Raw genomic sequence first — 16857 nt, 5'->3', positions numbered from 1 at the left:
GACGCGGGAGCGGTCCGGCGATAGGCAGGACGTGCGATGACGCAACGACCGTTCGAGGACCGGCGCGATGCCGGCCGCCGACTCGCGCAGGCGCTCGTGGAGCGCGGGCCGTGGGCCGATGCGGTCGTGCTCGGCCTCCCCCGCGGCGGCGTCCCGGTCGCCGCCGAGGTCGCCGCGGCGCTCGACGCGCCCTTGGACGTGCTGATCGTGCGCAAGCTGGGCCTCCCCGCACAGCCCGAGGTCGCGATGGGCGCGATCGGCGAGCGCGGGGGGCGCGTCCTCAATCCCGACGTCGTCCGCGACGGCCGGGTGGACGATCGGGAGCTCGCCGCGGTCGAGCGGCGCGAACGGGCCGAACTCGAGTCCCGGGTGGTGCGGTTCCGCGGCGGCGGGCATCCGCTGGAGATCGCAGGTCGAACGGCGATCATCGTCGACGACGGGGTCGCGACGGGCGCCACCGCGAAGGTGGCCTGCACGGTGGCACGCGCGTCGGGCGCGGCATCCGTGGTGCTCGCCGTCCCGGTCGCGGCCGCTGACGCCGTGGCCGACCTCGTGGCCTCGCCGGAGGTCGACGAGGTCGTGTGCCTCATGGTCCCGCCGTTCTTCATGGCGGTCGGCCTGCACTACGTCGACTTCAGGCAGACGACGGATGCGCAGGTGCAGGAGATCCTGCGCGGAGCCCGATGACGATCGTGCCTCCCCGTTCCAGGTCGGCCTCGATTCGCCCGGCCAGCCCGCCGGCCTCCACGAGGGCGAGCGTCGTCGACGACTGCCGCCGACTCGTCTCGATGACGAGGCATCCGCCGGGCGCGAGCCAGGCCCGCGCGGATGCCGCGACCCGGCGATGCACGTCGAGCCCGTCGTCACCGCCGTCGAGGGCCATCCGCGCCTCGTGGTCGCGCGCCTCGGGCGGCATCATCGCGATCTCGTCCGTCGGCACGTAGGGCGCGTTCACGGCGAGCACGTCGACCTGCCCGCGCAGCTCGACGGGCAGTGCGTCGAACAGGTCGCCCTCGAAGACGCGGCCCCCGCGCGGCTCGAGGTTTCGGCGGGCAGCCAGCACGGCCGCCGGGTCGAGGTCAGCGGCGACGAGGTCGACCGGCGCCGCGACATCCGCGATGAGCGCCCCGATGGCGCCGGCGCCGCAGCACAGGTCGACGACGACCGGGACCCGCCCGGATGCCCCGATCCCGAGGGCCGCAGCCGCTGCCGTCTCGGCGAGCAGCTCGGTGCGACGGCGCGGGACGAAGACGCCCGGCTCGAGGAGGATCCGGGCGCCGCCGAACTCGGCCCACCCGAGGAGCTGCTCGAGCGGATCGCCCGCGACCCGCCGTGCGACGAGCCGTTCGAGCTCGGCCGCAGCTGCCGCCGCGGGCAACCCGTCGAAGGCGGACTCGAGCAGGGCGGCCTCCGCTTCCGCGAACACGCACCCTGCGCTGCGGAGGCGTGCGACGAGGGCGGCATCGGGTTCGGCTGCGTGCATCACCTCGCATGCTAGCGGTGCGCGGCACCGACGTCGCCGGGCGCAATGCGCGTGCGCGATCCACGTCGATGGCCTAGAGTCGTCGGCATGACCGCGTCGACCTGCAGCTGGTGGCCCGCCTCCTAGGCGGACTCCACGTTTCGACGTACGACGACCGCCCGAGGGCGGTCGTCTTCGCATGTGCGGAGCACTCTCGCCCCTGGGCCAGACGACCACCGGAGACCGCCATGACCCCATCGCTGCTCACCTCACTGCTTGCCGCGGGCGCCGACGCGCCGCCGTTCGCCGTCATCCGCCGCGAACGCGAACCGGTGCTCGACGTGCTCGTCGGCGAGGTGGTCGACGTCGACCTGCTCGCCGACATCCCGCTCGACGGCGCCGAGGTGCTCGCGCTCGTCCCGTTCCGACAGGTCCGTGAGCGCGGCTTCGATGCGCTCGACGACGGCGCCCCCGTCCGGTGCCTCGTGGTCCGCGAGCGCGAGACGGTGCCTGTGCCAGAGGCGATCGAGGCCCTGCCGCGGCATCCGGTCGTGGTCGACGACCTCGACGTCGACGTGAGCGACGAGGCCTACGCCGAGCTCGTGCGGCGGGTCATCGACGAGGAGATCGGTCGCGGCGAGGGGGCGAACTTCGTGATCCGGCGCGAGTTCGCCGGCTCGACGGACGCGGCCGCCCCCATCGCGGTTCTCGGCTGGATGCGTGCCCTGCTCGAGCACGAGCAGGGGGCGTTCTGGACGTTCGCCGTGCACACCCCCGGGCTCGCCGCCGTGGGGGCGACGCCCGAGCGGCACGTCTCGTCGATCGACGGGCTCGTCTCGATGAACCCGATCAGCGGCACCTTCCGCCACGACGTGCTGACCGAGGCGGATGCCGCGGCAGCATCCGTCGACGACCGCCTTCACGCGTTCCTGCACGACGTGAAGGAGCGCGAGGAGCTCGTCATGGTCGTCGACGAGGAACTCAAGATGATGAGCGCCGTGTGCCCCGACGGAGGGCGCATCCGCGGGCCGTACCTGAAGCGGATGTCGCGGCTGACGCACACCGAGTACCTCCTCGAGGGGTTCTCCGACCTCGACCCCCGCGAGGTGCTGCGCCGCACGATGTTCGCCCCGACCGTCACCGGCTCGCCCATGGGCAACGCGTGCGCCGTCATCGCCCGGCGCGAGTCGACCCCGCGCGGGTACTACGCGGGCGTGTTCGCGCGCTTCACGCCGACGGCCCGCGGGTACGACGTCGACGCGCCGATCCTCATCCGCACGGCGTACGTGCGCGACGGCCGCGTGAGCGTGCCCGTCGGCGCGACGCTCGTGCGGCATTCGGACCCGGTCGGCGAGGTCGCCGAGACGCGGGCGAAGGCCGCCGGCATGCTCACCGCGCTCGGGGCGCTCCCCCGCGCTGCGACGAGCGCGGCGTCGACGCCGGTCGACGACGCGCGTCACGAATCCCTGCTCGCCGCGCGCAACGACCACCTCGCCGCGTTCTGGCGAGCGCCGCAGCAGGCCCATGAGCGCCGCGGCGTGTCGGCGCTCGTGATCGACGCGAACGACGACTTCACGACGATGCTCGCCCATCAGCTCCACCACCTCGGCCTCGACGTGCGACTCGTCCCGTGGCACGAGGCTCCCGATGCGGCATCCGAGGACCTCGTGGTGTTCGGCCCCGGCCCCGGCGACCCGCGCGACGGCGACGATCCTCGTATCGCCAGGATGCGCGGCCTCCTCGCAGCGCGCCTCGAGACCGGGCGCCCCCTGCTCGCGGTGTGCCTGAGCCACCAGGTGCTCGCCGACCTCGCCGGCCTGCCGCTGGCGCCCCTGCCGACGCCGCGACAGGGGGTGCAGATCCCGGTGCAGGTCTTCGGCGAGACGGCGGCGATCGGGTTCTACAACACCTTCTCGGCGATCGGCCCCCACGCGTCGATCACGCCCAGGCTCGACCTCGAGGTGGCGTCGGACCCGGCGACCGACGTCGTGCACGCCCTGCGCGGGCCGGGCGTGGCCTCGGTGCAGGGTCATCTCGAGTCGGTCACCTCCCCCGACGGGCTCGCGCTGCTCGAGCGGCTCGTCGACGGCGTGCTGTCACCGACCGCCCTCGTGCCCTAGCCTTCGGGCATGGGTGACGGGGTCGCACGCGAGGTCGAGCTGACGCTGTGCCTGGGCGACGGCCGCGTCCTCGGAACGACGCGGCGGTTCACGGCGGACGGTCCATGGCCGCAGTTCGTCTGGCCCGTCGTCGCCGAGGCGCGTGCCCTGCTCGGGCTCGACATGACCGTGCTGCGCCTGCAGGCGATTGAGGAGCGGGCCGACGGGACGCCCGACCTCGTGCGCTACCTCGCCGAGGTGGACGCCCCTCCCCTCGATGCGTCTCTGCTCCTCGGCGCGGTGGCCACGGGCGCGAGCGATGATCGGCCGCCGCCGCCGGCATGGCCGGAGCCGGAGCCGGAGCCGGAGCCGGAACCACTGAGGATGCCGTGGGCCGTGCCCGGCGGGCCGGCTCGGGCGCTGCGGTGGGCCACCGCACGGCTGCGCGAGCTCGAGATCGCCGCAACCGGGCCACCGCAGCAGGTGCGGACCTGGAACCTGTCGAGCCTCTGGATCGTCCCGACCGACCGGGGCGCGGCCTGGCTCAAACAGGTCCCTCCGTTCTTCGCGCACGAGGGAGCGATCATCGAGCGGATGTCGCGGCATCGCGTGCCCCGACTGCTCGCCCGTGACAGCGGGGTCGTGCTGCTCGCCGAGATCCCGGGCGAGGACCTGTACGACGCGACCGACGCGCAACGCGCCGCCATGATCGACCTGCTCATCGGCATCCAACTCGACGCCGGCAGGCCGGCCGACGGCGTCGAACGCCTGTTCGAACTCGGCTTGCCGGACTGGCGGCTTCCGGCACTCGCGGGCGCGGGAGCGCGAGCGCTCGAGGCATCCGCGGATCGCCTGTCGGCCGCCGTCCGCGACGGCGTAACCGGGCTGCTCGACGGACTGGACGCGCGCGCACGCCGGCTGGAGGCCTGCGGTCTCGCCGACACCCTCGTGCACGGCGATTTCCACTCCGGCAACGTGCGCGGGACCGGATCCGACCTGACGCTGCTCGACTGGGGCGACTCCGGAATCGGGCATCCCCTGCTCGACGAAGCCGCCTTCACGGCCCGGCTGTCGGCAGCGGATGCCGCCACGGCGCGTTCGCACTGGGTGCGCGCCTGGGCCGCCGCCGTTCCCGGCTCGGATGCCGCGGAGGCGATGAGGCTGCTCGCTCCGGTCTCGGCGCTCCGCCAGGCCGTCATCTACCAGGGATTCCTCGATCGCATCGAACCCGACGAGCGGGTGTACCACCGCGATGACCCCGTGGAGTGGCTCGTCCGCGCTGCCGACCTCGTCGGTCGGGCGCCGCTCAGCCGAGGGCGATGACGGCGTCGAGCACCGGCTCGTCGAGGGCCCGGTCGCTGAAGACGAGCCGTTCGAGATGCGTCGTGTCGCCGTCGTGGGTGGGCTCGGCCGACGAGGCGCCGCGCCAGGCGAGCTCGAGCCCGAGCCGTTCGAGCACCCGGATGGACGCCGGGTTGTTGGCGAGCACCCGTGCGGTGACGGGGGCCGCGGGCGCGCCCTCGATCGCCGCGGCGAGGGAGCGCCGCGCCGCCTCGACGGCGAGACCATGGCCCCACGCATCGGGCGCGAAGCGGTAGCTGAGGTTCCAGGCCCCGAACGCCATCATGCTCGCGCCGGCCACGCCGGCGAACGTGCCGGGAGCGAGGTCTCCGACCGGCTCGCGGAGTCGCACGGCGTTCATGCCGAACCCGTGCTCGCGTCGGCTCTTCGACGACCGCTCGATCGTGGCCATGGAGATGCCGCGATCGAGGTGGCGGCCCGAGGGCAGGTGCCGCCAGGTGCGCTCGTCGCCGTAGACGCGGTGCACGTCCTCGAGGTCGTCGGGGGTGAGCGGGGTGAGCAGGAGGCGTTCGGTGAGGTACTCGTCGTTCATCGCCTCCAGTCTCGCAAGGACCCACCGACAGGCGAGCGACGAGCCGCCTGGAGCCCTACTTCAGCAGGCGGGACAGGACCCGGTCGGCGAGCGGCTTGCCGCCGGTCTGGCACGTCGGGCAGTACTGGAAGCTCGAGTCGGCGAAGCGCACCTCGCGCACGGTGTCTCCGCAGACGGGGCACGCCTGACCGGTGCGGCCGTGCACCTGCATGCCGCGCCGCTTCGCGTCCTTGAGGTCGGCCGGCGGGCGGCCCGAGGCGGTCTGCACGGCCTCCGCGAGCGTCTCGCGCAGCGCGGCGAACAGCGTGGCGACCTGCTCGGGCGTGAGCTTCGCCGCGAGCGCGTAGGGCGACATGCGCGCCGCGTGCAGGATCTCGTCGGAGTAGGCGTTGCCGATGCCCGCGAAGACCGACTGGTCGCGGAGGACGCCCTTGATCTGCGTCCGGCGCCCGTCGAGCACGGCCTGGAAGTCCTCGAGCGTGAAGCTCGGGTCCGTCGGGTCGGGCCCGAGCCGGGCGATGCCGGGCACGTCCTGCGGGTCGCGCACGACGTACACCGCGAGCGACTTCTTGGTGCCGGCCTCGGTCAGGTCGAAGCCCGAGCCGTCGTCGAGCTTCACCCGGAGGGCGATCGGCCCCTTGCCGGGCTTCAACACGGTCTTCGGGACCTCCTCGAACCAGCGGAGCCACCCGGCCCTCGCGAGGTGGAACACGAGGTGCACGGCGGCGTCGCCCTCGCCCGCCCGGAGGTCCACGAACTTGCCGTGGCGGGTCGCGGCGGTGATGGTCCCTCCGACGAGGGCACCGAGGGGCGGATCGAACGTCTTCAGCGCCGAGATCGCCGTCACCGCGGCCGAGGTGATGACGTGGCCGACGGCGCGTTCGCGCAGGAACGCGGTGAGCGCATCGACCTCCGGCAGTTCGGGCACTCCTTCATCGTGCCACCGCCCGCCCGCACTCGCGAGTGCCGCGACGTCGATCGGCATGACACGCCGAGCGGATGCCGCGGCGGAGCACCTCCGGCGGCCGCCTGCCTTCCTCGACGCGGTCGCCGCGGCTAGGGTCGTGGCATGCCGAACGAGCAGCGCGAGAACATCCGGGTCTACTCCGTCCCCCTCGAGGGCGAGCCGATCTCGAGCGAGGACGATGCGATCGACCTCATCGGCAGCGTCTGGTCGCACGACACCACGACCGCCGCCGTGCCCGTCGAGCGCTTCGACCCGGCGTTCTTCGACCTGAGCACCGGCCTCGCGGGAGCCTTCACCCAGAAGCTCGTCAACTACCGCATCCGGCTCGCGATCGTCGGCGACCTGAGCGAGCACACCGCCGGGAGCGGCGCGCTGCGCGACTACGTGTGGGAGTCGAACCGCGGCGACCAGGTCTGGTTCGTTCGCGACGAGGAGGAGCTCTCCGCGAAGCTCGCCGGCCGCCGCTGAACGGGCCGTGCCCCTGAAGGGCCGTCCGGACGCCGGGCGTCGCTCGGTACCGACCCGGATCGATGTCGGTGGTTGGTGAGATCGTCTCAGTATGAAGACGATCGAGCTGCGGCAGGCCCGCCACCTCGAGGTGGGCGACACCCTCGTGAACGTCGCGGGCCACGTCTACGAGGTCACGAAGGTGACCCGCATCGGCCGCGGCATCCGCGTGCAGTACCTCACGTCGGAGGGGCGGCCCGGCCGCTTCACGGCGGCTCCCGAGGCGATCAGTCGCGTGCTCGGCGGTCGTGCTGCGCCGATTCCCGCGTGACCCGCCTGTCACGAGCGCGCCGACGGAACCGGTGCCTCGGATCAGCAGCTCGTCCGCGGCCCCGGCCGTTCACGTCGACTTGAGCGGCATCACCTCGCCGGCCGTCTGACACGTCGGGCAGTACTGCGCCGTCGTGCTCGCGAACGAGAAGTCCCGCACCACGCCGCCGCACACCGGACAGGACTCCCCTGCACGCCCGTGCACGCGCATCGCCGCGACCTTGGCCGCCTTGAGCTGATCGATCGGAACGCCCCGCCGATCGGCGATCGCACCGCGGACGACCCCGGTGGTCGCGTCGAACAGCCGGTCGAGCTCGTCGGGCCCGAGGGCGGCCGCGTGCACCACCGGCGAGACCCGTGCTTCATGCAGGATCTCATCGGAGTAGGCGTTGCCGATGCCGGCCAACGACTCCTGCTCCTGCAGCACCGCCTTCACCTGCTTGCGGCGACCGACGAGGGCTCCGTCGAACTGCGCGCGGGAGAAGTCCGGTGCCGCGGGGTCGGGACCGAGCTTCGCGACGGCGGGCACCTCGGCCGGGTCGTCGACGACCCAGGCGCCGAGCGAGACCCAGTTGCCGGCATCCGTCAGTTCGAGCCGGGCACCGTCGTCGAAGACGAGCGTCGCGAGGGCCGGCGGCGCATCGGCGCCCTGCGGAACAGCATCCGCTCGGGTCGCGCCCTCGCCGGCGGCATCCGACACAGCCCACCTGGCCCACCCATGCCGGCCCAGGGAGACCACCAGGTGTCCTGCGGCGCCGAAGGCGAGATCGAGCAGCTTGCCGTGTCGCGTCGCGCCGGTCATGCGTTCACCGACGAGCGATTCGGGCGGACGTGCACGGGTCTTCGCGATGCGGAACTCGAGGACGTCGACCTCGACGAGGCTGCGACCCGTCAGACGGGCATCGAGTTCTTCGGCGAGTGCCTGGACCTCCGGTGACTCGGGCATGGCGCCAGCCTTGCACAGACGACCGTCATGTTCGAGGGTCGATCGCGGTCGCGTTCAGGGGGCGTCGCGGGGCACGGCACGTCGAGGGCCGCCAGCCACTACGATCACGCTGTGGACCCGAACACGGCGCGGCAGGTGCTGCGCATCTTCCCCGATGCCCCCTTGACCGCCGATCTCGTCGAGGGCGCCTTCGCCGCGGAATCGTGGGCCCGGCTCCCGTCGCGCTACGCCGACCCCGCACAGCGCGAACAGGCCGAGGCCTGGGCCACGACCCTCGCGGCCGCACGCATCGCACTCCTCGCGGAACTGCCGTCAGCGGCGAGCGGCCCAATTGCCGCCCCGGTCGCAGCGCACCGCACGCGCGGCCTCGGCGCCTGGGCCATCACGGGCATCGTCGCCGGCGCGCTCGTGCTCGTCGCGTTCCTCGCCGTCGCATCCATCGGGGCCGCCTGGCTGGCCTCGTCGACCGCCGAGTCCGTGCAGCAAGGGCAGGAGGGCCAGCAGGAGCAGGGCGAGGACGTCTCGGTCGAGCGATACGAGCCGGATGAGACGCTCTACGAGTTCGCGGCGGCGCTCGAACTCTACGGTGACGGCCGCTACGACGAGCTCTGCGGCGCCGAGTACGCGAGCGGGTGCTGGCAGAACGCCCTCTTCACCGAGGACGACTGCTCGAGCCTCGAGGTCGTCATCGACTTCAGCAACGACGAGGATGCCTGGGAGGGCGAGACCGAGGGGATCCTCGAGTTCGAGCAGGTCGCCGCCGGCGAGGCCCTTCCGGTCGTGTACGGCGACGACGACTACGACTACGGCTGGGTGTCCGAGGTCCGCTGCCTCGACGGGGGCGGCGGTAGAGCCTGAGCCTGCCACCTAGCGGGCCGACGGCGGGTCGCCCGTGACCACGCCGACGCGGTCGAGGAGTCGTTCGGTCTCATCCCACAGTCGGGCGCGCCACTCGCGGTCGTCGGCCGGATGCACCGGCGCCAGGGCGCGGGCACCCCTGACCCCGTAGTAGCCGCCGCTCCGCCCGGCGAACGCGTCGTCGGTCGCAAGTCGGACGATGAGGTCCGCACCACGGCGGGGGTCGCCGATCCGCAGGCGGGTGAGCAGCCTCTCGAGCGGGGCGGCGAACCCGAGCTCCCGACCGAGGCCGGTGACGTTGAACCCGGGATCGACGCAGTTCGCGGTCACGCCGGTGCCCTCGAGGCGCCGGGCCAGCTCGAGGGTGAACATGATGTCGAGCAACTTGCTCTTGCCGTAGAGCGGCGACGAGCCTCGGGCGGTGAACGGCGCGGTGTCCGTGAGGTCGTCGGGCAGCACGAGCACGCCGTGTCGCCGGGAGGCCTCGGAAGCGACGTTGACCACCCTGGCTCCGCCGGCGCGGGCGAGACTCGGACGCAGCTCGCGCGTGAGCAGCCAGGGGGCGAGATAGTTCACGGCGACCATCTCGGGGAGGCCGTCGGGCGTGACGCGCTGCGCGAAGGCGTGCACGCCCGCGTTGTTGACCAGGACGTCCACCCGTTCGTACCGGGCGGCGATCGCCCGGCCCGCGTCGCGGACCTCAGCGGTCCGGGTGAGGTCCACGAGGAACACGTCGACCTCGGCCTCCGGTGCGGCGGCGAGGATCTCCGCACGGGCATCGGCGGCCCGTTCGGCACTGCGGGCGGTGATCGCCAGCCGGGCTCCCTGCTCCGCGAGGCGGATCGCAGCGAGGCGGCCGAGTCCGCTCGTGGCGCCGGTGATGACGATGGTGGGCATGCGATCGGTGGCGGCCATGGACGGTTCTCCTGAGCATCGGAAGCGGAAGCGGGAACATGATGGGGAAATGCCCACCATAGCGTATGATGGGGAAATGCCCACTACACCGCTCGCCGGACTCGACGGCTCGAACGAATCCGGCGACGCCCTCGACCGACGCGATGCCGCGCTCGCACTGGGCGTCGAGCTCAACGCCCTGCTCAGCGCGTCGCGCGCCCTCACCGAACGCACGGCGGCGGCCTTCCACCCCGACCTCCAGCCGGCCGCGTTCCACCTCGCGCGATGGCTCTACGCGTACGGGCCGGCGAACCCCAGCACGCTGGCTGAGGCCGTCGCCATGGATCGGAGCTCGACGAGCAGCCTGATCGGCCGGATGAAGGCGCTCGGGCTGGTCGAGAGCACCCCCGACCCGGCCGATCGCCGCGCCGTCAAGGTCGCCCTCACGGCGGCCGGCTCGGCCCGGGTCGTCGACGCGCTCGACCTCCGCGGGGCCGCGTTCTTCGACCGCACGGCAGCATGGCCGATCGAGCGCATCCAGGCGTTCACGTCGCTCCTGCACGAGTTCAACGGCAGTGAAGCTCAGAACACGGCCGCCGAACCGAGCACGGCGGAGCCGGGAGCATCCGCGCCTCCAGCGCCCGTGGCCGGAGCGCCCGCGCCGCGCAGCTAGTCCCGACCCGCCGGACTCAGCCGACCGCGCGCGCGACGCCGACGAGCCCCTCGAGCAGCTGCCGCCCCTCGGGCCATCCGCCGAGCGCACTGTCGGCGTTCAGGTGCCCGTGGGCGCCGACCGACACGAGCCGCGCACCCCAGACCTCGGCCAGCCCGGCCGCGTACGCGACACCGCCGTAGGGATCGTCCTCGCTCACGACCACGAGCGCCGGCACGTCGAGCGGATGCCGCCCGATGCGGGCGAACTCCGACGCGGCATCCGGGTACCGCTCCCCGTCGGGGTCGGGCGGCGCGACCAGCAGCACCGCGGACGCCCGGCCCGGGTTGCGCGCGAGCCACTCGCCCGCGACGAGGCACCCCATGCTGTGGGCCACGATCACGGTGTCGTCGCCCGCGACGGCGCTCGCCCGATCGACCGCCGCGAGCCAGTCGTCGAGGCGCGGTTCGTCCCACGAGGACGGCGCGATGCGGATGCTTCCGGGGAGTTCGCGCTCCCATTGCGTCTGCCAGTGCTCGGGACCCGAGCCGCCGATGCCTGGGAGGATGAGATGCGTCATCCGGCCATGGTGCCAAGGCACTCGGGCGCCGGCACCCTGCATGACTGCCAGTGACCGCAGATTTCCCGACATTGCGCCGCATCGGAGCGTGACGGGCTTCACGAGCCCGTCACACGACGGCGACGGATGCCGCGAGCAGCCCACGCCGAGACGTCAGGCCTCGACGACGCGACCGCCCTCGACGTGCCAGCGCCGATCGAGGTTCACGTGCTCGAGCATCCGGCGATCGTGCGTGACGAGCAGGAGCGTGCCCTCGTAGCCCTCGAGCGCGTCCTCGAGCTGCTCGATCGCGGCGAGGTCGAGGTGGTTGGTCGGCTCGTCGAGCACGAGCACGTTGACGCCGCGCGCCTGCAGCAGGGCCATGCCCGCGCGGGTGCGCTCTCCCGGCGAGAGCGCGTCGACCGGCCGCAGCACGTGGTCGGCGCGCAGCCCGAACTTCGCGAGGAGCGTGCGGACCTCGCCCGAACTCAGCTCGGGCACCAGCGCCTCGAACGCGTCGGCGAGCGGGCGGGTTCCGGCGAGCTGCGAGCGGGCCTGGTCGATCTCGCCGATCGCGACGGAGGAGCCGAGGCTCGCGCGCCCGGCGTCGGGCCGGATCCTCCCGAGCAGCAGCGCGAGCAGCGTCGACTTTCCCGCGCCGTTCGGCCCCGTGATGCCGATGCGGTCGCCCCCCGAGACCTGCACCGAGACCGGCCCGAGCGTGAAGTCGCCACGGGTGACGGATGCCTCGGCGAGCGTGGCGACGACGGCCGAGGACCGCGGCGCCTGCCCGATGGTGAACTCGAGCTTCCACTCCTTGCGCGGCTCCTCGACCTCGTCGAGGCGCGCGATGCGGCTCTCCATCTGGCGCACCTTCTGCGCCTGCTTCTCGCTCGACTCGGTCGCGGCCTTGCGCCGGATCTTGTCGTTGTCCGGCGACTTCTTCATCGCGTTCCGCACGCCCTGGCTCGACCATTCGCGCTGCACGCGCGCGCGGGCGACGAGGTCGGACTTCTTCGAGGCGAACTCCTCGTAGTCCTCGCGGGCGTGACGGCGCACCGTCTCCCGCTCCTCGAGGTAGGCGTCGTAGCCGCCGCCGTACACGCGATTGCTGTGCTGGGCGAGATCGAGTTCGAGCACCTTCGTCACGGTGCGCGCGAGGAACTCCCGATCGTGGCTGACGAGCACGACGCCGCCGCGGAGGCCCGCTACGAAGGCCTCGAGCCGGGCGAGGCCGTCGAGGTCGAGGTCGTTGGTCGGCTCGTCGAGCAGCACGATGTCGAAGCGCGAGCAGATGAGCGCGGCCAGGCCGACGCGTGCCGCCTGGCCGCCCGAGAGCCCGGTCATCAGGGAGTCGGCCGTGATCGCCGAGCCGCCGCCCTCGCCACCCTCGCCCGCGGAACCGACCGCGAGGCCGAGCTCGGCAAGCACGGCGGGCAGCCGCTCGTCGAGGTCGGCGGCGCCCGCCGCGAGCCAGCGCTCGAGCGCGATCGAGTACTCCTCGCCGGGGTCGACCCCGTCGGGCGCCGTAGGCTCGGCCAGCATCGCCGCCGCGGCATCCATGCGAGCGGATGCCTCGGCGCACCCGGTGCGTCGGGCGACGTACTGGGCGATGGTCTCGCCCTCGACGCGTTCGTGCTCCTGCGGAAGCCACCCGACGAAGGCGTCGGTCGGCGCCAGGGACACGGTGCCCGCGAGTGGCGGGACGGCCCCGCCAAGGATGCCGAGCAGGGTCGACTTGCCGGCCCCGTTGGCGCCGACGACGCCGACGACGTCGCCCGGGGCGACAGTGAGGTCGAGGTCCTCGAAGAGGGTGCGGTGGGCGTATCCGCCCGCGAGGCCCTGGGCCACGAGAGTTGCAGTCACCGGTCAACCCTAGTCAGCGGCTGCGCGAATCCTCACCGGCTCCAGAGGTACGGCGTCGTCGTCGACACCTTCACGAACCCGGAGCGCTCGAGGATCGGCCGCGAGTACTCGGTCGAGTCGCTGTGCACGAGGGTCTTGCCGAGCGCCATCGCGGACCGCGCCCTCGCCGCCGTCAGGGCGCGGTAGATGCCCCGGCCGCGCCACGCCTCGCGCGTGGCCCCACCCCAGATGCCCGCGAAGTCCGTGTCCGCGACGGGGTCGAGCCGGCCGGTGCTCACGATCTCGCCGTCGGCCGTCTCGGCGACCCAGAACTCGATGCCGTCGCCGTCGGCGATGCGTCGCAGGACGGCCTCGACGAAAGCCTCGGAGGGCTGCCCGCCGAACACCTCGTCCTGCATCGCGTTCGCGGCCCGCACGTCGCGCTCCTCCACGACCCGGCGCAGCGTGATGCCGTCGGGCAGCGGAACGTCGACGGCGAGCGCCGACGCCATGCCGATCATGATCGACTCGGGTTCCTCCGGCACGAACGCGCGCGCGACCAGGGCGTCGCGCAGGCCCGGCGCCCGGTCGTGACCTCGCGTCTTCCATTCGACGCGGCGGATGCCGGCGTCCGCGACGAAGTACGCGAGCGCGTCCTCGACGAGGCCAGCGATCTCGTCGGCCTCGGCTCCCGCGAGGTCGCGGTAGGTGATGAAGCCACGACCGCCGCCGAAGGTCACGAGTCGCAAGGGCCCCAGCCGCTGCACGGTGATCGCGCCCGGGGTCTCGGCATCCGTCCTGAGCTGGTCGTCGTAGGCGCGCAGCAGACGGGCCCGGTCGTTCATCGCAGCCAACCTGCGGATGCCGCTACTCGAACACCGGCGCGAGGAAGCGCCGCTCGTACCGGCGGATGCACTTCGTCTCCACGGCGAACCGGTACGCCTCGAGGCATTCGGGGTCGTCGGCTGCGGCGAAGCGGTACTGCTCGTACTCGGCGAGCGACGGGAACGTGAAGAGCGCGAAGGCCTCGTCGCTGTCGCCCTCGCTCGGCAGGAAGTAACCGTGGTGGGTGCCGCCGAATCGGGTGACGAGGCGGATCCAACGCTCCCCGTACTCGCGGAACTCCTCGATCTTGTCGGCGTCGATCTCGTAGCGCAGGTGCACCGTCACGGGGTTCGTCATGCGACCCATCCTGCCGCATCCGGGAGGGCCGGACCGGACCCCGATACGGCGCATGCCCCGAACGTCATATGCCGTCGCATACGGTTGCCGGATGCTCCGACGACTGCTGTCCCGCGTCTACTGGGCCTGCAGCCGCTGGCGTCTCGCCGGCGAGCCCGCGCCCGCCCGACCGACCGTGCTGATCGGCGCCCCGCACACCTCGAACTGGGACTTCGTGCTCATGCTCGCGATCGCATGGCGCCTCGGCATCGACTTCCGCTGGCTGGGCAAGAAGAGCCTCTTCAGCGGCTGGCGCGGCCCGATCATGCGCGCCCTCGGCGGCATCCCCGTCGACCGCGACGACCCGAGCCGGGTCGTGACGGAGGTGGTCGACCGCATCCGCGGCGGCGAGGTGTTCGGGCTCGTCGTCACCCCCGACGGCACCCGCGGCTCCAACACGACCTGGAAGTCGGGCTTCTACCGCATCGCCCGCGAGACGGGGATGGGGCTCACCCTCGGCTATGTCGACCGGACGACGATGACCGCGGGCCTCGGCCCGACGATCGACCTCACGGGCGACGTGGCGGCCGACATGGACCGCATCCGGGCGTTCTACGCCGACAAGGCCGGGCTGCGCCCGCAGTTCCGCACCGAGCCGCGCCTGCGCGACGAGCACGGTGCCGCGCAGTCCTGACGCCCGCTACTCGACCGGGGCGAAGTCGAGCATCGCGTCTGCGACGGCGATGATCGACCAGGTCCCGCCACCGGCGTCGGTGAACTCGTAGGCCGGGACCTCGAGCACGCTGCCGTCGGGCTGCCACTGGCTCGCGAGACCGAGACGAGCGCTGACGATCTCCACGTCGTTCACCGTCCAGGAAACGGGCGAGCCGGCTGACGGCGCTGCGGGCGGCTCGGTCGGGGCGACCCACGGCTGGTCGTCGACGGCGATCTCCTCGCGGGCGGCGAGCGGCATGGCCGTCATCTGGGCGCCGAAGCGGGGGTCCGAGAGCCGTTCGAACGCCTGCTGCTCGCTCACGACGTCGTACTCGCCGAGCGGGACGAGTCCGGCCAGAGCGCCCGATGCGCTGACGAGGCCGTCCTCGGCGACCTCGGCGGTCCACGCCTGGTCGAGGCGCTGGCCGTCGACGACGGGCCAGGCCTGGGCCGTGCGGGTGACCGCGCCCTCCCACGCCTCGGACGAGTACTCGAAGGCGTCGGCGTCGCGGCCGGCCGACGTGATGACGGAGCGGAGGGCATCGATCGCGACGTCCTCGGCCGGCGGCGTGCCGGTGGGCTCGCACGGGACCACGGGATCGACGCCGTCGACGGAACCGGCATCGCCGCCCCCTTCGGCGCCCACCGCACCGTCGGACGACTCGCATGCCCACGGGTTCAGCAACGGGTTCGTGTAGAAGAAGCTGAGCGTCCCGTCGAGGCTGACGGAGAGCGAGGGGGCCGTGCCGTCCTGCGGCCCCGCGATCCAGAGCCCGTCCTGCAATTCGGCCGGCTCGGCGATGCCGAACGAGGCGGCGAGCGCCGAGACGGTATCGACGTTCGAGGCGGCTCGCGCGTCGAACGCGTACGCGAGGGCGCTCCCCTCGGAGGTGCCGAGCCCCGAGGACGTGAAGCTGTTGCGGCCTCCCCAGGCCGGGTACATCATGTCGGCCGCCCCCTGCGCGGAGCGCTTGGCATCCCCGACGGCCGCCGAGGCGTCCTCCTGCGCCATGCCCTCCGGGGTCCCCGCACCGCCGGCGGCGCCCTGGAGCGAGATCGGCGGCGCCGCGCCCTCGGCGAGGTCCGTCGAGCCCCCGGTCGTCGCGCCCACCGCGTACCCCGCGCCGCCGAAGACGATCAGCGAGGCGGCGACCGCGACCCACGGAACCCACTTCGCACGACGATGGCGTTCTGCGGCGAGGTCGGCCACCGGCACCTCGGGGGCGTCGGATGTCGCGGGCTCACCGGTTGCGGCATCCGAACGGGTGACGTCCGCGACGACCTCGTCGACGAACCCGGCGCGGGGTTCGACGTCGGCGGCGGGATCGGCGGCGCGAAGTCGCGCTTCGGGATCGAGGTCTCGGTTCTCGTTCATCTGGGTCATCCTCCGTGGCTGCGGTTCACTCATGCTTGTGTCACGGGCGGGCCCGACCTTGCAGCGGCTAGAACGACAGGCGATCGCCCCACGCCTCGCGGAGCCGCTTCCGGGCGCGCGAGAGCGCGGCATCCGCTCCGGAACGGGAGATCCCGAGCACCGCCGCGAGCTCCGCGCCGTCGAGCCCCTCCCACGCATGCAGGAGGAGGATGCGCCGATCGCGCTCGCCGATGCTCGCGAGCGCCCCACGCAGTTCGGCGTCGAACAGGAGGCTCAGCTCGGGGTCGTCGGCCACGCGCACCTCGCCCCGCTCGGGAACCTCCTCGACGGGCAGGTCGACGTGCTTGCGCCGGTGGTTGGCGAGGGTGAATCCGGCCGTGCGGTAGAGCCACGGCAGCACCGCCTCGCTGGGAACGTCGCCGCGACGCCGCCAGGCGATGGCGAACACCTCCGCCGCGAGGTCCTCGGCGTCCTGCCGGGGTCCGCGACGGGCGAAGTAGCGCACGAGGGCGGTCGAGTGCTCGCGTACCGCCTCCGTGAACCAGACGATCTCGTCGGCGTCCGAAGGCGGTTCGGCCCCGTCCGGCATCGACACCCCTTCGGTCGTCTCGGCTGCAGTGCTGGCGTTCGTCACGATCTGAATGTGTCGCGCCT

The 16857-nt window shown here is 72.8% G+C and carries 19 protein-coding genes; 8 read left to right on the top strand and 11 right to left on the bottom strand.

Annotated features, from left to right (window positions below):
- Positions 1-36: 36 nt before the first annotated feature.
- Complete coding sequence (locus tag GQQ95_RS11995) at positions 37-687, top strand: phosphoribosyltransferase (RefSeq protein WP_157427907.1); 651 nt, start codon at positions 37-39, stop codon at positions 685-687.
- Here GQQ95_RS11995 and GQQ95_RS11990 read toward each other — a convergent pair.
- On the bottom strand, positions 635-1483 hold the full coding sequence (locus tag GQQ95_RS11990; protein ID WP_157427906.1) for a putative protein N(5)-glutamine methyltransferase: 849 nt from the start codon (positions 1481-1483) through the stop codon (positions 635-637). The genes GQQ95_RS11995 and GQQ95_RS11990 overlap by 53 nt on opposite strands.
- 227 nt (positions 1484-1710) lie before the next feature.
- Between GQQ95_RS11990 and GQQ95_RS11985 the strand changes: the two genes are divergently transcribed.
- Both GQQ95_RS11985 and GQQ95_RS11980 read left to right on the top strand, forming a co-directional pair.
- A complete protein-coding gene (locus GQQ95_RS11985; RefSeq protein WP_157427905.1) occupies positions 1711-3582 on the top strand; it encodes an anthranilate synthase family protein in 1872 nt (623 codons plus the stop codon).
- Between the two features lie 9 nt (positions 3583-3591).
- Positions 3592-4884 (top strand): phosphotransferase, encoded by a 1293-nt coding sequence (locus GQQ95_RS11980; RefSeq protein WP_157427904.1) that lies wholly within the window; start codon positions 3592-3594, stop codon positions 4882-4884.
- Here GQQ95_RS11980 and GQQ95_RS11975 read toward each other — a convergent pair.
- On the bottom strand, positions 4868-5455 hold the full coding sequence (locus GQQ95_RS11975; protein ID WP_157427903.1) for a GNAT family N-acetyltransferase: 588 nt from the start codon (positions 5453-5455) through the stop codon (positions 4868-4870). The genes GQQ95_RS11980 and GQQ95_RS11975 overlap by 17 nt on opposite strands.
- Before the next feature lie 55 nt (positions 5456-5510).
- Entirely contained in the window at positions 5511-6383 is an 873-nt protein-coding gene (locus GQQ95_RS11970) for an Fpg/Nei family DNA glycosylase (RefSeq protein ID WP_157427902.1), read from the bottom strand.
- 141 nt (positions 6384-6524) lie between these two features.
- Here GQQ95_RS11970 and GQQ95_RS11965 point away from each other — a divergent pair, with 141 nt between their 5' ends.
- Together GQQ95_RS11965 and GQQ95_RS11960 are read left to right on the top strand one after the other, a co-directional pair.
- On the top strand, positions 6525-6890 hold the full coding sequence (locus GQQ95_RS11965) for a DUF4180 domain-containing protein (RefSeq protein WP_157427901.1): 366 nt from the start codon (positions 6525-6527) through the stop codon (positions 6888-6890).
- A 91-nt stretch (positions 6891-6981) separates the two neighbouring features.
- The gene (locus GQQ95_RS11960; protein ID WP_157427900.1) at positions 6982-7200 is read left to right on the top strand and encodes a hypothetical protein; all 219 of its coding nucleotides are present in this window, start codon (positions 6982-6984) and stop codon (positions 7198-7200) included.
- Positions 7201-7269: 69 nt separating this feature from the next.
- Here the strand turns inward: GQQ95_RS11960 and GQQ95_RS11955 are convergent, their stop codons facing one another.
- On the bottom strand, positions 7270-8145 hold the full coding sequence (locus tag GQQ95_RS11955) for a DNA-formamidopyrimidine glycosylase family protein (protein ID WP_157427899.1): 876 nt from the start codon (positions 8143-8145) through the stop codon (positions 7270-7272).
- 111 nt (positions 8146-8256) lie between these two features.
- Between GQQ95_RS11955 and GQQ95_RS11950 the strand changes: the two genes are divergently transcribed.
- A complete protein-coding gene (locus GQQ95_RS11950) occupies positions 8257-9003 on the top strand; it encodes a hypothetical protein (protein WP_157427898.1) in 747 nt (248 codons plus the stop codon).
- A 9-nt stretch (positions 9004-9012) separates the two neighbouring features.
- Here GQQ95_RS11950 and GQQ95_RS11945 read toward each other — a convergent pair whose 3' ends face one another.
- Positions 9013-9918: an SDR family NAD(P)-dependent oxidoreductase gene (locus tag GQQ95_RS11945; protein WP_246205440.1), complete on the bottom strand. Its 906-nt coding sequence runs from the start codon at positions 9916-9918 to the stop codon at positions 9013-9015.
- 76 nt (positions 9919-9994) lie between these two features.
- Between GQQ95_RS11945 and GQQ95_RS11940 the strand changes: the two genes are divergently transcribed.
- A complete protein-coding gene (locus GQQ95_RS11940; protein ID WP_157427897.1) occupies positions 9995-10570 on the top strand; it encodes a MarR family winged helix-turn-helix transcriptional regulator in 576 nt (191 codons plus the stop codon).
- A 16-nt stretch (positions 10571-10586) separates the two neighbouring features.
- Here the strand turns inward: GQQ95_RS11940 and GQQ95_RS11935 are convergent, their stop codons facing one another.
- The 4 genes from GQQ95_RS11935 to GQQ95_RS11920 form a co-directional block, all read right to left on the bottom strand.
- Positions 10587-11129 (bottom strand): RBBP9/YdeN family alpha/beta hydrolase, encoded by a 543-nt coding sequence (locus GQQ95_RS11935; RefSeq protein WP_157427896.1) that lies wholly within the window; start codon positions 11127-11129, stop codon positions 10587-10589.
- A gap of 153 nt (positions 11130-11282) precedes the next feature.
- Positions 11283-12974: an ABC-F family ATP-binding cassette domain-containing protein gene (locus GQQ95_RS11930; protein ID WP_157427895.1), complete on the bottom strand. Its 1692-nt coding sequence runs from the start codon at positions 12972-12974 to the stop codon at positions 11283-11285.
- A gap of 32 nt (positions 12975-13006) precedes the next feature.
- Positions 13007-13798 carry a GNAT family N-acetyltransferase gene (locus tag GQQ95_RS11925; RefSeq protein WP_157427894.1) on the bottom strand — a complete coding sequence of 264 codons (792 nt, stop codon included), beginning with the start codon at positions 13796-13798 and terminating at the stop codon, positions 13007-13009.
- A gap of 22 nt (positions 13799-13820) precedes the next feature.
- The gene (locus GQQ95_RS11920; protein WP_157427893.1) at positions 13821-14135 is read right to left on the bottom strand and encodes an NIPSNAP family protein; all 315 of its coding nucleotides are present in this window, start codon (positions 14133-14135) and stop codon (positions 13821-13823) included.
- A 91-nt stretch (positions 14136-14226) separates the two neighbouring features.
- On the opposite strand from GQQ95_RS11920, the gene GQQ95_RS11915 reads away from it, so the two are divergent.
- Positions 14227-14808 carry a 1-acyl-sn-glycerol-3-phosphate acyltransferase gene (locus GQQ95_RS11915; RefSeq protein WP_157427892.1) on the top strand — a complete coding sequence of 194 codons (582 nt, stop codon included), beginning with the start codon at positions 14227-14229 and terminating at the stop codon, positions 14806-14808.
- 6 nt (positions 14809-14814) lie between these two features.
- Here the strand turns inward: GQQ95_RS11915 and GQQ95_RS11910 are convergent, their stop codons facing one another.
- Together GQQ95_RS11910 and GQQ95_RS11905 are read right to left on the bottom strand one after the other, a co-directional pair.
- Positions 14815-16203, bottom strand: a complete 1389-nt coding sequence (locus GQQ95_RS11910) for a hypothetical protein (protein WP_157427891.1) — start codon at positions 16201-16203, stop codon at positions 14815-14817.
- 67 nt (positions 16204-16270) lie between these two features.
- Positions 16271-16837 carry an RNA polymerase sigma factor gene (locus tag GQQ95_RS11905; protein WP_246205438.1) on the bottom strand — a complete coding sequence of 189 codons (567 nt, stop codon included), beginning with the start codon at positions 16835-16837 and terminating at the stop codon, positions 16271-16273.
- Positions 16838-16857: the final 20 nt, after the last annotated feature.

This window comes from Agromyces salentinus (assembly GCF_009749395.1).
GTDB lineage: Bacteria > Actinomycetota > Actinomycetes > Actinomycetales > Microbacteriaceae > Agromyces > Agromyces salentinus.
Note: the sequence above shows the minus strand (reverse complement) of the source record. Positions and strands in the feature narration are given on the sequence as shown.

What these genes read in the sequence shown, in the direction of transcription:
- GQQ95_RS11940 (WP_157427897.1), top strand. Translation starts at nt 9,995, where the DNA reads ATGCCCACTACACCGCTCGCCGGACTCGACGGCTCGAACGAATCCGGC.
- GQQ95_RS11920 (WP_157427893.1), bottom strand. Translation starts at nt 14,135, where the DNA reads ATGACGAACCCCGTGACGGTGCACCTGCGCTACGAGATCGACGCCGAC.
- GQQ95_RS11910 (WP_157427891.1), bottom strand. Translation starts at nt 16,203, where the DNA reads ATGAACGAGAACCGAGACCTCGATCCCGAAGCGCGACTTCGCGCCGCC.
- GQQ95_RS11960 (WP_157427900.1), top strand. Translation starts at nt 6,982, where the DNA reads ATGAAGACGATCGAGCTGCGGCAGGCCCGCCACCTCGAGGTGGGCGAC.
- GQQ95_RS11945 (WP_246205440.1), bottom strand. Translation starts at nt 9,918, where the DNA reads ATGGCCGCCACCGATCGCATGCCCACCATCGTCATCACCGGCGCCACG.
- GQQ95_RS11980 (WP_157427904.1), top strand. Translation starts at nt 3,592, where the DNA reads ATGGGTGACGGGGTCGCACGCGAGGTCGAGCTGACGCTGTGCCTGGGC.
- GQQ95_RS11935 (WP_157427896.1), bottom strand. Translation starts at nt 11,129, where the DNA reads ATGACGCATCTCATCCTCCCAGGCATCGGCGGCTCGGGTCCCGAGCAC.
- GQQ95_RS11985 (WP_157427905.1), top strand. Translation starts at nt 1,711, where the DNA reads ATGACCCCATCGCTGCTCACCTCACTGCTTGCCGCGGGCGCCGACGCG.
- GQQ95_RS11995 (WP_157427907.1), top strand. Translation starts at nt 37, where the DNA reads ATGACGCAACGACCGTTCGAGGACCGGCGCGATGCCGGCCGCCGACTC.
- GQQ95_RS11990 (WP_157427906.1), bottom strand. Translation starts at nt 1,483, where the DNA reads ATGCACGCAGCCGAACCCGATGCCGCCCTCGTCGCACGCCTCCGCAGC.
- GQQ95_RS11965 (WP_157427901.1), top strand. Translation starts at nt 6,525, where the DNA reads ATGCCGAACGAGCAGCGCGAGAACATCCGGGTCTACTCCGTCCCCCTC.
- GQQ95_RS11915 (WP_157427892.1), top strand. Translation starts at nt 14,227, where the DNA reads ATGCTCCGACGACTGCTGTCCCGCGTCTACTGGGCCTGCAGCCGCTGG.
- GQQ95_RS11925 (WP_157427894.1), bottom strand. Translation starts at nt 13,798, where the DNA reads ATGAACGACCGGGCCCGTCTGCTGCGCGCCTACGACGACCAGCTCAGG.
- GQQ95_RS11975 (WP_157427903.1), bottom strand. Translation starts at nt 5,455, where the DNA reads ATGAACGACGAGTACCTCACCGAACGCCTCCTGCTCACCCCGCTCACC.
- GQQ95_RS11955 (WP_157427899.1), bottom strand. Translation starts at nt 8,145, where the DNA reads ATGCCCGAGTCACCGGAGGTCCAGGCACTCGCCGAAGAACTCGATGCC.